We start from the raw sequence: 13,995 nt of genomic DNA on the forward strand, positions 1-13,995 counted from the left end.
TTATCCTTCCAAATATCCTAAAGTTAACAGGGCTTCTTCAATTTCAGTCACTGTTACCGTCGCAGCACCTAACTTTCCAACAACGATACCTGCACTGACATTAGAAATAAGAGCTGCATCGGCAATGGCCATTCCCGTAGCAACAAAAGCAGTATAAGTAGTAATGACCGTATCTCCCGCTCCCGTCACATCAAATACCTCTTTGGCAACGGTCGGAATGTGATAAAAGGAATCAGTTTTCCTTTCATAAATGGACATTCCTTTTTCCCCGCGTGTGATCATCATAGCATCTGGAGTGAGTGTGGTTGTTATTTCACGACAAGCAGTTTCAATTTCTGAATCGGTCATCAGTTTTCTACCAAGAGCTTTTCCTGCTTCGTGGTGGTTCGGGGTCATAATATGAATATTTTTATATAAGAAAAAATGGCTTACTTGTGGATCGACTGTAACAATTTTATTCTCTCGGTTACAAATCGCAATCACTGATTGAATGAGTGAAGGGGTTAAATACCCTTTGTCGTAATCGGAGAGGATCACTGCCGAACATTCTTTTAATTTATTTTCAAATTGGGTGAGTATGGATTTTTCCTCTTCCGTTGTGAGGGGTACCACTTCTTCTCTATCCACTCGACAGATCTGTTGATGAGTGGCAATGATTCTTGTTTTTAGAATGGTAGGAAGGGTTTCTGATTTTAATAAAACCAAATCTTTAGGAGTTACAGAATTCCCTAGAAGAAGGCCTTCTAAAGAATCCCCTGCTTTGTCTTTTCCGATCCTTCCAAATACCACTCCTGATACACCAATGGCAGAAAGATTCTGGACCACATTACCCGATCCACCTAAGGATTGTTTTTCGTTCCGAACCCAAACCACAGGAACGGGCGCTTCGGGAGAAATCCTTTCCACCGAGCCAATCAGATATTCATCTAAAATCAAATCTCCGATCACAAGCACTTTGATTTTGCCTAAATCCTCGAAAGATTTATGAAGTGAAGTTTTCTTTATTTTCAACAAAGCCAGATCCTTGAATTGGTTTACAACTAAACAGAGAATCTAAAACCTTTCTCTGTGTCAACCTTCCCCTTACCTCTCTTTCCGCTACCGGATGTATTTCTGTTTCCGGGAATGTTTCTGCCCCTCCATATCTTTGAACCAAGATATCGGATGATGTTGGATTTTTGTATGGAAAACGGCGGAGAACTCGGAATGGCACCTTATCCTAAAAATTGGGTCGGGCTTGGTTTGCCCCCCATTCCGGAAGTGGTGGGTTATGGGCATATCATTCAAAAAGAGTCCTTACCCGATGGCAGATCCAATATCATTTTAGAAGGTATTGGAACAGCAGAAATTGTGAGTTTGGACTCCACGGAACCTTTTTATATTGCTCAGATCGTTCGCAGAGAACACGAACGAAACAAAAACGTCTCCATGGATTTAAAAGAAAAAATTGAAGAACTACTGGTTCTCACCAAACGAATCTTACTTGCTGAAGGCGCAGAAGAAGACCTAATTCTCAAAATGAACCAAATTTTGGTTCACCCTTATCCCGTTGATTTTATTGCTTCCCTGATTTATTTCGACTTCAAAACCAAACAAACAATTTTAGAAACCACTCATTTAGAAACCAAAGCCGACCTTTTGAAAACAGTCTTACTCGGTCTCAATTTGAGTGAGTAGAAGGTTTTGCTTTTAACTCAGCCACTAAAAATAAAAACTCAGGTAAATCCGTAGGTGTTTCACGAAAAAATACTCTTGGGTTGGTTTCTTTTGAATTCAAATACAAATAACTCGAATTTTCCTTTCGAATGTATGCTCTTTCCAAATAATGATTGGTCTGAGAATAATGCAAAAAATCTTTCATCAGATCACTGATTGCTACATCGCCATCACTTTGTTTATTTGTGGCAGAAAAAAATACAGAAGTTGTTTCCTTATCTTGTTTTTCCCAATGGAATTCAGTAGCCCAGTGCCCTTTACCACCAAACTCAGTGATAGGTGGTGTCGTATCTGTCACCAGATTGGGAATAAAATCCAAAGATTCCCAAGAAACCCCTTTGCCTAAAAAGTTTACCTTGGCAAGGTAAGATTTCCAATGTTTAGAAAGTCCTTTCACTTGGAGTTTTGGTAGAGACAAACTTTCCCGTAAAAAACCTCTTAAGGTCAAAAATCCTAAAAAACCTAAATGCACCTGCGAAACCGATTGGAAGTCCCAGACTTCTTCTTGTTTCAGGTGCGATAAAAACAAGGAATCCATCGCATAAAAGTCCTGGTGTTGGTAGGGGTAAAAAACGCCTGTAGATGAGGAAACTAAAGATCCGTCCGATCGATTCACAATAAAAGTATCGACGGAAGGAGAAAAATGGAAGAGTAAAAACCGCCCACACTAGCAGGCGGTAGAGAAAATTAAATTCCCTTAATCAGCAGCATACAAAGTTGTGATTTTATCTTTGTATTTTTCAGTGATCAAGTGGCGTTTCATTTTGAACAGGTTTGTCAATTCATCACCCACTTCAAATGGTTTGGTAATGAGGATGAACGGAGTCACTTGTTCAAAAGACTTAAATCCAGTTTTGGTATTGTTTAGGGCCTTAATTTCTTTTTTATAGAAATCGAGAACTTTTGGATGATCGATCAGTTTCTGTTTGTCTGTCTCAGAAACTCCGTTTTCCTTCGCCCACTCGCTCAATTTGTCAAAATCTGGAACAACAAGGGCACCCAAATTCTTTTGGTCTTGGCCAATCACCATAACTTGCGCAATGAAAGGAGATTCCGTTAGTTTGTCTTCGATCGGAACCGGCTCAACGTTTTCACCACCAAGGAGAACCACAGTATCTTTCGCACGACCAGTGATGGTAAGGGTTTTTTTGAAATTGAACATTCCAATATCTCCCGTATCCATCCAACCGTCTTTCAGAACTTTTGCAGTGGTTTCTGGATTTTTATAATATCCTTTCATCACTTGGGGTCCACGAATATGAATGACTCCACGAGCTCCGTATTTTCCAGAGATTAGTTTTTGGTTGGCATCTACATGAGTCAGAACCTTTCCCAAATCATCCCGAATTTGTACGGAAGTTTCCGGAGTGATCATACCCACAGAACCTTGGACTAACTTTTTGAAAGTGCGAACAGAAATGACCGGAGATGTTTCCGTCATTCCATAACCTTCCAATACGTTGATACCGATATCATTGAAAAATGCATCCACATGTCTTTGTAGAGCACCACCACCGGAAACAGAAGCTTTTAGTTCCCCACCAGTCGCTTCTCTAATTTTAGAGAGTACAACCAAATCGAGTAAGAAGTATGGAATGGCTAAAACAATTGCAACAACCAGATAGTAGAATCCTCTAAAAAGAGAAACAATAGGGTTTCTTCCTACATAATCTACTTGGTTTCCTTTCAAAAACCTTGTGGCTGCATTAAAATGTTTGGAGAAAAAATAAGCCATGTTAAACAAACCACGACGGATCGCAGGAGTTTGTTTTGGATCATTGATTCTTGTATAGATTCCGTTATAAATACTTTCCCAAAGTCTAGGTGCTGAGGCCATAAAAGTCGGTTTTGACTTTTTCATGTCATCACGAAGGTCACGAACATTGGTATAGTAAGTTGCACAACCGGCAGCAATTGCTAAGTATTCAAATACTCTTTCAAATACGTGCCAAACAGGAAGGATAGACAACATCCTTTCGTCTTTTTTAATTTCGATCATACTGTTTAGAATGACAGAGGTTTGGTGGATCATGTTGCTGTGTTTCAACATCACACCTTTAGGCATTCCAGTTGTTCCAGATGTGTAAATGATTGTAAAAAGATCATCAGGAGCAATTGCTTTCATTCGCTCTTCTGCTTTTTTAGAACCCTTTGAACGAAGTTCCTTACCTTTTTCAATTAGATCATACAACTTTAGCACACCAGTTGCTGTGGATTTTTTATCCATAACAATTAGGGTCTTTGCATATTCTAATTGAGAGCGATTCTTTTGGAACTTCTCTAACATTTTGTCATTTTCTAAGAAAACAACTTTTGCTTCGCAATGATTTAGAATATAAGCAATTTCTGAATCGGTAATGTCTGTTCCTCTCGGAACATCACAAGCACCAGACATGAGAATTCCGTAATCGGAAACAATCCACTCCAATCGGTTATCTGCAAGCAAGGCAACATTCTCTTTCGCAGAGACACCCAAATCAATGAGAGCTTCAGCTAAGTTGATACCAAGATCATATACTTCTTGAAAAGTTACGGGTTTATAGGACTTAGATTCGTCCTTACTAACGAACGCGGGGCGGTTCCCAAATTTTTCAGCACTCTGCTGGAAGAGTTCGGGCAAATTGGCTGGCATTATTCTGACTCCTTTCTCAAAAGAAAACGTAAAAAGGTATCTTTAAGGGACTTTTTAAACGAACATGAGTCAAGACATTTTCAATCTTGTCATTGAAATCAAGGGAAAATCAAAATGTTGTTTCGCATTGCACAATTATGGCAGATCCGACGCCGCCCATACATGAGAGCGAATGATTAGACCTGAAAGTTCGGCCTCACTAAGTCCATACTGACGGTACACGATCTTACCAGACCGATCAAATACAAGCAGGCATGGAATTCCCTCTACTTGATAAAAATCTGTCATTTTCCAGTCTTTATCCAGTAAGGTGGGATAGTTCATTTTTAATCGTTCCATATCTTTTTTGATTTTTTCCATGGGTTCCGTTGTATCTGTATTGATCCCACGAAATACAAAATCCTTTTCGGAAACAGAGGCTTTCCACTGGTTAATGGTAGGAACGGCTTTTGCACAAGGTTCACACCATGTAGCCCAAAAATCGAGGACAACCACCTTTCCCTTAAAATCTTCCAATATTTCTTTTCCACCAGTTAGGTTCGGGAGAGGTTCCGAATAAAAATCACTGACAGTCCCTTGCGGTTTACAAAAAAAGAGAGATAGGATACAGATCAGATAAAATCTGGATGTATGGCTGAAAAAAGCCTTGGTCATCATATTTGAATTCATTGATTTATAATTACTTCTCCAATTTAGACGAATGGAATGCTTATGTAAAGGGAAACTGGAGCGGAAAAGGAATTTCTATGATTCCTTCCACAGTCCAACCCTATGAAACGGGAGACGAAACAACTGTTATATGGAAGGCGCACCAAAAAGAAATCAAGTCCCATTTCAAACGGGGAAAATCGGATTTTTCTTTGGTTTGGATTCTGGAAGGGCCAGTGCTTTGTGACAGAATCAAACTCGTTGCCCAAAGTGCAGATTGGGAGTGTGAAATCCAAGCCATGACAAACGATCGTTTTCACCTACATGTCCTTCCCAAGTCGGACAAATCCAAAATTCTATATTCTGGGGTTGTTACGAAAAAAAAGGGGCTATTCTCCTTCCTCTAATACTTTTCGAAATACATCCTCAGTAATTTTTGCTGCGTTTTCCCAAGTAAAATTTTCAATAGATACATTAGGTGGCGTTGGATTCTCATAGAACTTTTTGATTGTCCCAGCCCAAAGTTTTGCATCTTCTTTTGTTTGATACGGAAGATAAGTCACTCCTTGTTTGCCAATTTCATGGAAGGTGGGAATGTCGGAAACCACACAGTTCAAATCATGAAAGAGAGCCTCAACCATAGGAATTCCAAATCCTTCATATTTACTCGCAAAAACAAACAGGCCGGCTCTTTTGTAGAGATGTTGTAATTCAGAATCAGAAACAGAATCCAATATATGGATGTCTTTGTATAAACTACGTTCTTGTAATAATTCTTCGATAAATTCTGGTGATTCCCAACCTATTTTTCCTACAATCACCCAAGGTCTATAATGATGGGGATCCAGTTTACGATACTCACGAAATACCTCGAGTAAAAATGGATAGTTCTTTCTTGGTTCAATCGTGGATACAGATAAAAGATAATCAGTGCCTAAGTCTTTCACTCGGTTAGAAGGTTTTGCATCCAAAAGATTTTTCATCTCAATGGAATTTACACCCGGATAAGAAACTCCCGTTTGGTCCGCGGGATATCCAAATTTATGACACATATCGTCGCTTGTTTGTTTGGATATAGAAAGGATAAAACTCGATCGCCTAACAGAGTAACTTTGAAACAATCTCTGTTGAACTTTGGCAATCCAACGCATGGTTTCAGGATACAAATACAAAACCAAATCACAATAAGTAAGAACAGCTCGTAAACTTCTTGGTAAAAACGGAGGTAATACTTGTTGGGATCCCCAAAACAAATCCAATCGGTGTTTGAGTAAATAAAATGGAACAAAAAGATTGTAATACAATCCCCCTTTCCATTTAAATAATCCGCCTCCGCCAACCCAAGTGACATTCGGTAAATCTAAAACAGCTTTATGATCATCATGGATACGTAAATGGGAAAATAAAAAGAAATCGTATTCTTCCTTATGCGGAAATGCCTTTAAGGTTTCAGCAATCAGTCTTCCCACTCCAGAAACCCTTGTAGACAAAGGTCTGGCATCGAGTCCAATCCGTTTGGTTTTTACCATCGTTCCTTTACCTTAAGTGATAATTGGTGGAAGTCTATTTTGGATTCTAAATATTGCACAGCAGTTTTTTTACCTGCTACCAAACCAAAGGAAAGTGTTTGTGCTTGGTTGAATTGATACCCTTTGTCTTTTAAAGGAAAACAAGTGAAGTTTTCTTCATCCAATAGGGCAATACCCCCACAGATATCCCATTCATTTTTGGGTTTTAAGGAAACAATGAGGTCGATAAACCCTGCAGATAAAAGTCCCAGTTTATAGGCAATACTACCCATCGAACGAATCTCAAAGTCATCATGCCAAAAGGAATCAGAAAAAAGTCCCTCTTTCATTTCAGATAATGAAACAAGAAGGATGGGTTTTTTTGCAACAGGTTTTGATTCCTCTAACGGGTGTAATATGGATCCACTTTCAACAAGTAGGATTCTAAAGTTTTCTTCTGTAGCAAAAGGAGGATGAACTTTGGCAAAAAAAGTATTTCGATTTTTGGAAAAAAACTCACCAGTAGCAGGATTAAATATCACCCCCCAAATGGCTTCCCCATTTCGCACAAGACCCAAACTCAGCGCAAACTGATCGTTTTTTTTAACAAATTCGCGAGTACCATCAATGGGATCTAAAATCCAAACCCATTCTTTATCCAAACGGGTGTTAGTATCTAATTTTTCTTCAGACAAAAAACCATGAGAAGGAAATCTATTTGATATTTTTTCAAAAAGAAACTCACTGGCAAACAAATCCGCTTCTGTGACAGGATCGTTCCCACCCTTGTCACGAATCTGAAAGTCCGATTTATAAATGGAAAGGATCGAATCCCCAACAGATAATACCCAACGCCAAACTTCCCTAAAATCGTTTTCTTCCATTCCGTCCTTATTGGAAAATCTAATTCTTTTTTTCTTCTTTGTGTGCGTTCGACCCGAGGTCTAAACCTTCCGGTTTCTCTAAAACAATTTCTTCTGAGGGAGAAGTCACGTAAGTCTCTGGATCTACAGGAAATTGGTATTGAAAATAATAGTTCTTATACTTCACAAAAAAGGTATTGGTACCTTCCGGACGTTCTGTTTGTAAATCCTGAAATTTTAGGTCTTTTAAATCTCTTTTGGGATTGGCGAGTCGTTTTGATAATGTACTACGAACTGAACTTACCAGATTGGTTTCAAAATTCTTTTTTTTCTGTTCTTCAGTAATTTTTGGATTTCTAAGATAATCATCTAGTTTTGTAAACTCTTCCGCCAAACCAGAGTTTTGCTCCGAGTAAACAAATGTTACCGGAAATAATACAATAATACATAAAGTCCAAATTCGTTTCATCGCCGTTCCTCTTCTAGTTTATGAAATTATCTCTAATGGTGTGTATGCCAATAAGAATTTTTTATCCAAATGAGAGCCAAAACGCACTTCGACCTTACGATTATCCCCTGATCCTGAAATAGTAAGGATCCGTCCTTCTCCGTAAACTTTATGCCGCACCTTTGTTCCGACCTGAAAATCCCCATCACCGGCTTTTGCCTGTACCGATTCAAATTTTTCTTCTGATTTTTGGAACCTTTCTGCCCTTGGAGTAAATTCTGGTCTACGCACTCCATACCGGTTTTCCGTAAATTCTCCCTCGACAAATTCGCTGGGGAGTTCTTCCAAAAATTGAGAAGGAAGCCTTGCATCCACATCACCAAACTTACGTGTAAATCTAGAAAAACTAATCTCTAAATTTTTACGGGCACGAGTTATGGCAACATAGGCGAGCCTACGTTCTTCTTCAAGTCCATCGGGTGAATCAATCGATAGAAAATGGGGAAAGGTTCCTTCTTCCATTCCTGCCATAAATACATGTTGAAATTCCAATCCTTTCGCATTGTGGACAGTCATCAAAATTACATAGTCCGGCAAATCTTTGGTATTGTCTTCGCTAGTTATGAGAGATATATTTCCCAGGTATTCTTCCAAAGTGGCTTCTGGATTATTTTCTTCAAATTCTTTGAGAGCATTTACAAATTCATTTAAATTGGAGAGTCTTGAGAAAGAATCCTCTGTGCCTTCGTTTTCCAAAAATTCCCGATAACCAGAATGTTCTAAAACCTCATAGGCAATTTCAGATGGTGTTTTTTTTCCAAGATCTTCCATGGCAGAATCAAACATTCGATACAAAGAAGCTAACTTTTGCGAGGTGCCTTTTTTAATATCCGGAACTGCTTTTCCCAAACATTCAAATAAGGAGAGACCTTCATTTACGGAATAAGATAACAAACGACTGACCGTTGTGTCACCAATTCCACGCGGTGGTGAGTTGATAATTCGTAAAAGCGATGTGGAATCTACCGGATTCACAACAACTGAAAGGTAAGCGATTAAATCTTTAACCTCTTTCCTATCAAAGAAACGAAACCCACCAAAAATTTTATAAGGAATGGCTCTTTTTCGCAAGGCTTCTTCAAAATACCGGGATTGTGAATTGGTTCTATAAAATACTGCAAAACTTGAATACTTTTGTCCCCTTCTCGCACTGGATTGAATTTTTTGAACAATTCCCTCTGCTTCTTCCATTTCATTTTGATAAGAAGTAACTTTGATTTTATCCCCCATCGGATTTTCAGTGCGAAGGGTTTTATTGGTTCTTTGTTTGTTATTAGAAATAAGAGCAGCCGCAGTTTCAATAATGGTTTTCGTGGAACGATAGTTCTCTTCCAATTTTACAACGACAGCCTCCGGATAATCCTTTTTGAAGTTTAGAATATTCGAAATATCAGCACCGCGCCAGGAATAAATAGACTGGTCATCGTCACCTACAACACAAAGATTTTTGTGAAAAGAAGACAAAGACTGTACTAAATGATATTGAATTTTATTTGTATCTTGGTATTCGTCCACCATGATGTATTTCCAAAGTCTTTGGTATTTTTCCAAAATCACAGGAAAATCACGAAACAAAATAACCGTCTTTAAAATCAAATCACCAAAATCCAGAGCATTACGTAAGTCTTTACGTTTTTCATATTCTAAGAAAACAGAAGCTATGGTCTTTGTATAGGAGTCGTCAGCCTTTTTTTTAGCATATTCTTCAGCTGTCATAAAGGAATCTTTTGATGAAGAAAAGGTATTGGCTAAACTTGATGGCCGAAATTCTTTTGTGTCCATATCTTTGGATTTTAGAATTTCTTTGATGAGGGACTCTTGCATATCACTGTCATAAACAGTAAAATTATTTCCAATCCCCAAAACTTTTCCTTCTCTTCGCAACAAATACAAACAAAGAGAGTGAAAGGTTCGAACCAATGGTTCACCATTTCCTTCTGGCAACAAACTACGGCATCGGATGCGCATTTCTTCCGCTGCTTTGTTGGTAAATGTGACTGCTAAAATTTGATTAGGATATACTTTATGATTTAGGATTAGATTGGCAATGCGGTAGGTAATCACTCGAGTTTTACCAGAACCAGCACCAGCCAAAATGAGTAGAGGGCCGTCTACTGATTCAACAGCCTTTTTTTGTTCGGAATTGAGTCCAACTAACTCCACTTAGAATCGCATATCCCCAATACCAAAAACAAACTGAAAACTATTATTATCTGGATAAAGTCCAAAAGGCCTTTCTTCTACACCCGTATAACGAATCCTTTGTGCAAAATACAAACGAAGTGGTAATACTGGAATTTGAATCCTGAGACCAAAACCCCATGAAAATCGAAAGTTTGACATAGATAAGTTTTTACTGGAAAGAACTAAGTTTCCAGGATCATTTACAACAAGAGGTGACTCTGGAAGTTTTTGGCCATACGAGTTGTAATTTTCATAAAGATAGGTTTCCACTGGTTCCGAATATCTTTGTGCTCGAACCAGGGCATCATAGTTTTTAAAATATTCTTTCCTTTCTCCGACTGCTCGATTGAGTTCTTCATACATTGCGCCCGCATCGAAGAAAACAACAAACCAAAGTAATGAAGGTTCAATCGGAAATCTTAACTCAGAAGTAAACAAGACCCGGCTGGAAGCACCGTTTTTCCATTCATCCGGATAATATTTATCATCAAAGAACCAACCACGAAGAGATTCATACCCTCCAAGAAACAAACGGTCTTGCACCTGAATGTATGGAATTCGTTCTTTATCTTGATTTTTATATTTCGGAGTTCTCTCAAATGTGAATACAGATGAAGTTCTAAATTGTTGCACCACTCGCCATCGCCTAAGAGCATTTTTGCGAATGAGTCCAAAAAAAGTATAATCAAACCAAGTATGGTAGTATTCCAAAATAGGGCTGAATTGGTCGAAATGCGACTCTCCACCAAGGAACTGCCCGACATTGTCCACAGAGAAAATCAAATTAAAACCTTGAGTCGAATTAAATACGTTATCCCTACTATCGTAAGCGATACCATTTGTAAGTTGCGATCGAAATTGCCAACCGCGATCAACTTCCGCAAGTACTTGGTCAGATACAAGTGAGGTCGGACGAGTGGATGCGAAAAAAGACGGTGAGTAACGATGAAAATGTGTCCAGTTGATCAGAAATCTATGACCAAGACCCGCACTCACACCCACCCCAGATCTTTCATAGGAAGCAACTTCTTTAATCCCTTGGTTGTTGTTTTCTGTGATAGATGTGGCTCCCACAAACAAAGTTCGGGAAGAATAAAATGCAGAAAGAGTGAGTGACCAAGGTTTATCCATAAACCAAGGTTCTGTCCAAGATATTTGCAAATAACGGCGAATTGGTCCAAATTCCACACGGCCTGTGATTTGTTGCCCGGATCCATTTAAGTTATTTTCACCTAATTGAGTAAAAATGGAAAACCCGGTAATGGTTCCGTATCCACCCCCCATAGAAACAGTACCTGTTGGTTGTTCTACGAGCTCAATAATGAGGTTCATTTTCGTTTCGTCAGAACCAGGCCTCATATTAAAGTTTACTTCTTTAAAATAACCTAAGTTAAAGATACGTTCACGAGACCGGTTTACTAAAGTGGAATTAAAAAGATCTCCCGGTTTAAAAAGAAGTTCCCTTCGAATCACACGGTCTTGTGTTTTTTTATTTCCTTTAATAATAATATTTTCGATAAAAGCTAAGTTGTTTTCACGAATGGTAAAATCCACGTGAATGAATTTTTTTCCTCTTAGTTTAGGTTCATCTTCGTAAATTTTTCTTAACTTAGCTACATTTAGGCGATTGTATTCTTCATTACAATCAGAAGTAGCATCAGCACTTCCTCGTTTATCACAATTCTCATAACGTGACAGAGAACCATCACTCAACTCGATTACCTTTCTACGAGGTATCACTTGCGCAAATAAATATCCTTTTGCAGAATAGGCTTCGTTGATGGATGCTCTATCCTTCTGAAATTTGGTTTCATCAAAAACTTCACCCACATCAGCCGGAGCAAATTCAAATTGGTCCTCTAAATATTTCACAGGATAAACGGGAGACCATTCTTCTTTAGGTGTTCCGATTGGGTTATTTTCCTTATTTAAAAACTGAGGCATCCCATTGGGAGCAATGGTCATATCATGACTTGTCGAATACCCGTTATAAAAATACTGTTCCCCTTCTATGATTTTAAAATTAACAATAACAACTCGTTTATCTTTTTTTTGAGGATTTTCCCAACGAATTTCCCAATTGGTTCCTTCGTTGCTAAGTTCTGCATCGACATATCCTCTGGATTTTAAATAAGCAGCGATTTTTTGTTTGTCTGATTCAAAAGCCGATTCTTTAAAGACTCCCGATTCAATGATTCCGCTTTCTTTTAAATCCATGATTCCTTGGACATCATAGGTATCAATTTCACTATTCCCAAAGATATTGATTTTACTGACAGGGATCTCTTCCCCTTCATCAATAATGAATTTTACTTTTACAGTGTTTGTGTCCGGGTTAACGGGCTCTGTTTCAAAACGAACGTAAGCTAGGAAAAAACCTTCGTCGCGATACTTCTTTAAAATCACTTCCTTCGATAAAGTAACTTTTTTGGGAGTGATTACCTCATTTTCTTTTAGCGGAATTTTATCACGTAAGTCAGAAGGGAATACTTCGTCGGCACCAATAAAATCAATGTCTTTCACTCGTGGTCTTTCTTTGACTACCACAAGGATTTTAACACCATCCCCGTCTGCTTCGCCTTGGATATCAATATGATAGAAGAATCCAGAAACAAACAAAGCACGCATGTCTGCATTCAGTAAACCTTGAGACAATTGCATGCCAGGGCGCATGTCCATTAAATCTAAGATATCATCAGAAGATGTATTTATATTTCCCTTAAATTCAACTTTAGTAATGACTTTATCTAAGAATACAGATCGATTCGACCAAAGAGAAACCCACTCTGCCGAAACCAGTAAAAGGAGAGATAAAACAAAAAGACTTAAAAACTTTATTTTTTTTCGAATATTCAAAAAATCACTTAGATGTGCCTTTTACCATTGCTAGGTTAAAGCGACTAACACCGGCAGCATTGACTGCATCGATTACCTTAACCACAACTTGGTAGGACGCACCACCATCTCCACGAATAATGACTTTATTTTTTTTCGGATCTCTTTCTTTTTCTGGGCCAAGGAATCCATTGATTTTTTCAGTGAGCCCCTCGAGAGCCACTGGCTCCGAATTTTGATCTAAATATATTTTTCCTTGTTTGTCTACAGTGATCACTAGTTCATCTTTTTGTTTTTCTTTAGCAACACTGGAGGAACGTGGCAACTCCACCTTCAACGCAGTGTTTTTCTCCAAAGTTGCGTTCATCAAAAAGTAAATCACTATAAAGGAAATAACATCGATTAGAGGCGCTAGTTCGATATTATTAAATGATTTTTGCGTTTTGCGAAATTTCATTTAGATCTATCGTTTGTTTAAGTGAGGTAAAACAAGATCAGTCACGTTTTCCATTTCTATAATTCTTTCCTCTTTCATTCGAGTAAAAAGATTATAAAAAATATACGCAGGAATGGCAATTCCAAGCCCCATGGCAGTGGTAATCAGCGCTTCTGAAATCCCAACTTCTGCACCTTGAGTTCCCGCACCCTCTGCAAAGGAACGAACAATTCCGATTACAGTTCCAAGAACACCAAGTAATGGGCCTATTGTGGCAATGGTTCCAAGACCAGTTAGATAACGTTCCATAAGATAAATTTGGCGAAAACCTTCTTGGCGGATGTCGTCTTCCCAAAACTGGACTCCACGACGTTTGAGATCAAACGCCATACGTAAAAGAACGGCTGCAGGTGACTGAACATCTTGGCCGAGTATATCTTTTGCCTCATCCCATTTTTGTTCACGAGCCAATTCCCGAACTCTTCGGAAATGATCTTGTGGGATAGCTTTTAATCTCCAGTAATAAACAAGTCGTTCCACAATGATGGTAAAACCAACGATGGATACAAAGATGATTAAAATGGGAATGGTTTGCGGAGGAACCGAGGAAATGATTGAATCTGATTTAGCGAAAGGAAAAGACATGAATGGGACCCCATTGAAGG

13 protein-coding genes are annotated in these 13,995 nt (G+C 38.6%); 2 read left to right on the top strand and 11 right to left on the bottom strand.

Annotated elements, in window-relative coordinates:
* Complete coding sequence (rfaE1, locus tag EHQ49_RS14590) at positions 1-1,014, bottom strand: D-glycero-beta-D-manno-heptose-7-phosphate kinase (protein ID WP_425269872.1); 1,014 nt, start codon at positions 1,012-1,014, stop codon at positions 1-3.
* Between the two features lie 111 nt (positions 1,015-1,125).
* Here rfaE1 and EHQ49_RS14595 point away from each other — a divergent pair, with 111 nt between their 5' ends.
* Positions 1,126-1,677: an LON peptidase substrate-binding domain-containing protein gene (locus tag EHQ49_RS14595; protein WP_244241501.1), complete on the top strand. Its 552-nt coding sequence runs from the start codon at positions 1,126-1,128 to the stop codon at positions 1,675-1,677.
* Here the strand turns inward: EHQ49_RS14595 and EHQ49_RS14600 are convergent.
* The 3 genes from EHQ49_RS14600 to EHQ49_RS14610 all read right to left on the bottom strand — a co-directional run bounded on the left by EHQ49_RS14600 (position 1,661) and on the right by EHQ49_RS14610 (position 5,005).
* A complete protein-coding gene (locus EHQ49_RS14600; RefSeq protein ID WP_135580387.1) occupies positions 1,661-2,332 on the bottom strand; it encodes an LIC11631 family protein in 672 nt (223 codons plus the stop codon). The genes EHQ49_RS14595 and EHQ49_RS14600 overlap by 17 nt on opposite strands.
* A gap of 81 nt (positions 2,333-2,413) precedes the next feature.
* A complete protein-coding gene (locus EHQ49_RS14605) occupies positions 2,414-4,348 on the bottom strand; it encodes an AMP-dependent synthetase/ligase (protein ID WP_135580388.1) in 1,935 nt (644 codons plus the stop codon).
* A 135-nt stretch (positions 4,349-4,483) separates the two neighbouring features.
* A complete protein-coding gene (locus EHQ49_RS14610) occupies positions 4,484-5,005 on the bottom strand; it encodes a TlpA family protein disulfide reductase (RefSeq protein ID WP_135580757.1) in 522 nt (173 codons plus the stop codon).
* A 2-nt stretch (positions 5,006-5,007) separates the two neighbouring features.
* Here EHQ49_RS14610 and EHQ49_RS14615 point away from each other — a divergent pair, with 2 nt between their 5' ends.
* Complete coding sequence (locus EHQ49_RS14615) at positions 5,008-5,403, top strand: hypothetical protein (RefSeq protein ID WP_244241503.1); 396 nt, start codon at positions 5,008-5,010, stop codon at positions 5,401-5,403.
* On the opposite strand, the gene EHQ49_RS14620 is transcribed toward EHQ49_RS14615, so the two are convergent.
* The 7 genes from EHQ49_RS14620 to EHQ49_RS14650 are packed head-to-tail and all read right to left on the bottom strand — an operon-like array spanning position 5,386 to position 13,975.
* Positions 5,386-6,525 carry a glycosyltransferase family 4 protein gene (locus tag EHQ49_RS14620; protein ID WP_135580390.1) on the bottom strand — a complete coding sequence of 380 codons (1,140 nt, stop codon included), beginning with the start codon at positions 6,523-6,525 and terminating at the stop codon, positions 5,386-5,388. The genes EHQ49_RS14615 and EHQ49_RS14620 overlap by 18 nt on opposite strands.
* Positions 6,519-7,388, bottom strand: coding sequence for a 3'(2'),5'-bisphosphate nucleotidase CysQ (locus tag EHQ49_RS14625; protein WP_135580391.1), 870 nt, complete (start codon positions 7,386-7,388; stop codon positions 6,519-6,521). Before EHQ49_RS14625 ends, EHQ49_RS14620 begins: the two co-directional genes overlap by 7 nt.
* 19 nt (positions 7,389-7,407) lie before the next feature.
* Positions 7,408-7,836 carry an LIC11625 family surface-exposed protein gene (locus EHQ49_RS14630; protein ID WP_135580392.1) on the bottom strand — a complete coding sequence of 143 codons (429 nt, stop codon included), beginning with the start codon at positions 7,834-7,836 and terminating at the stop codon, positions 7,408-7,410.
* An 18-nt stretch (positions 7,837-7,854) separates the two neighbouring features.
* Positions 7,855-10,038 carry an ATP-dependent helicase gene (locus EHQ49_RS14635; RefSeq protein ID WP_135580393.1) on the bottom strand — a complete coding sequence of 728 codons (2,184 nt, stop codon included), beginning with the start codon at positions 10,036-10,038 and terminating at the stop codon, positions 7,855-7,857.
* Positions 10,039-12,915, bottom strand: a complete 2,877-nt coding sequence (locus EHQ49_RS14640; protein ID WP_135580394.1) for a BamA/OMP85 family outer membrane protein — start codon at positions 12,913-12,915, stop codon at positions 10,039-10,041.
* A gap of 4 nt (positions 12,916-12,919) precedes the next feature.
* Positions 12,920-13,351 carry an ExbD/TolR family protein gene (locus EHQ49_RS14645; RefSeq protein WP_135580395.1) on the bottom strand — a complete coding sequence of 144 codons (432 nt, stop codon included), beginning with the start codon at positions 13,349-13,351 and terminating at the stop codon, positions 12,920-12,922.
* A gap of 6 nt (positions 13,352-13,357) precedes the next feature.
* Positions 13,358-13,975: a MotA/TolQ/ExbB proton channel family protein gene (locus tag EHQ49_RS14650; RefSeq protein WP_135580396.1), complete on the bottom strand. Its 618-nt coding sequence runs from the start codon at positions 13,973-13,975 to the stop codon at positions 13,358-13,360.
* Between the last annotated feature and the right edge of the window lie 20 nt (positions 13,976-13,995).

Origin of the sequence: Leptospira perdikensis (assembly GCF_004769575.1) — a bacterium.
In the GTDB taxonomy this organism is placed as follows: domain Bacteria; phylum Spirochaetota; class Leptospiria; order Leptospirales; family Leptospiraceae; genus Leptospira_A; species Leptospira_A perdikensis.

Coding starts and splice junctions, on each gene's coding strand:
- EHQ49_RS14630 (WP_135580392.1), bottom strand. CDS start 7,836: ATGAAACGAATTTGGACTTTATGTATTATTGTATTATTTCCGGTAACA.
- EHQ49_RS14610 (WP_135580757.1), bottom strand. CDS start 5,005: ATGATGACCAAGGCTTTTTTCAGCCATACATCCAGATTTTATCTGATC.
- EHQ49_RS14650 (WP_135580396.1), bottom strand. CDS start 13,975: ATGTCTTTTCCTTTCGCTAAATCAGATTCAATCATTTCCTCGGTTCCT.
- EHQ49_RS14625 (WP_135580391.1), bottom strand. CDS start 7,388: ATGGAAGAAAACGATTTTAGGGAAGTTTGGCGTTGGGTATTATCTGTT.
- EHQ49_RS14595 (WP_244241501.1), top strand. CDS start 1,126: ATGTTTCTGCCCCTCCATATCTTTGAACCAAGATATCGGATGATGTTG.
- EHQ49_RS14605 (WP_135580388.1), bottom strand. CDS start 4,348: ATGCCAGCCAATTTGCCCGAACTCTTCCAGCAGAGTGCTGAAAAATTT.
- EHQ49_RS14645 (WP_135580395.1), bottom strand. CDS start 13,351: ATGAAATTTCGCAAAACGCAAAAATCATTTAATAATATCGAACTAGCG.
- EHQ49_RS14620 (WP_135580390.1), bottom strand. CDS start 6,525: ATGGTAAAAACCAAACGGATTGGACTCGATGCCAGACCTTTGTCTACA.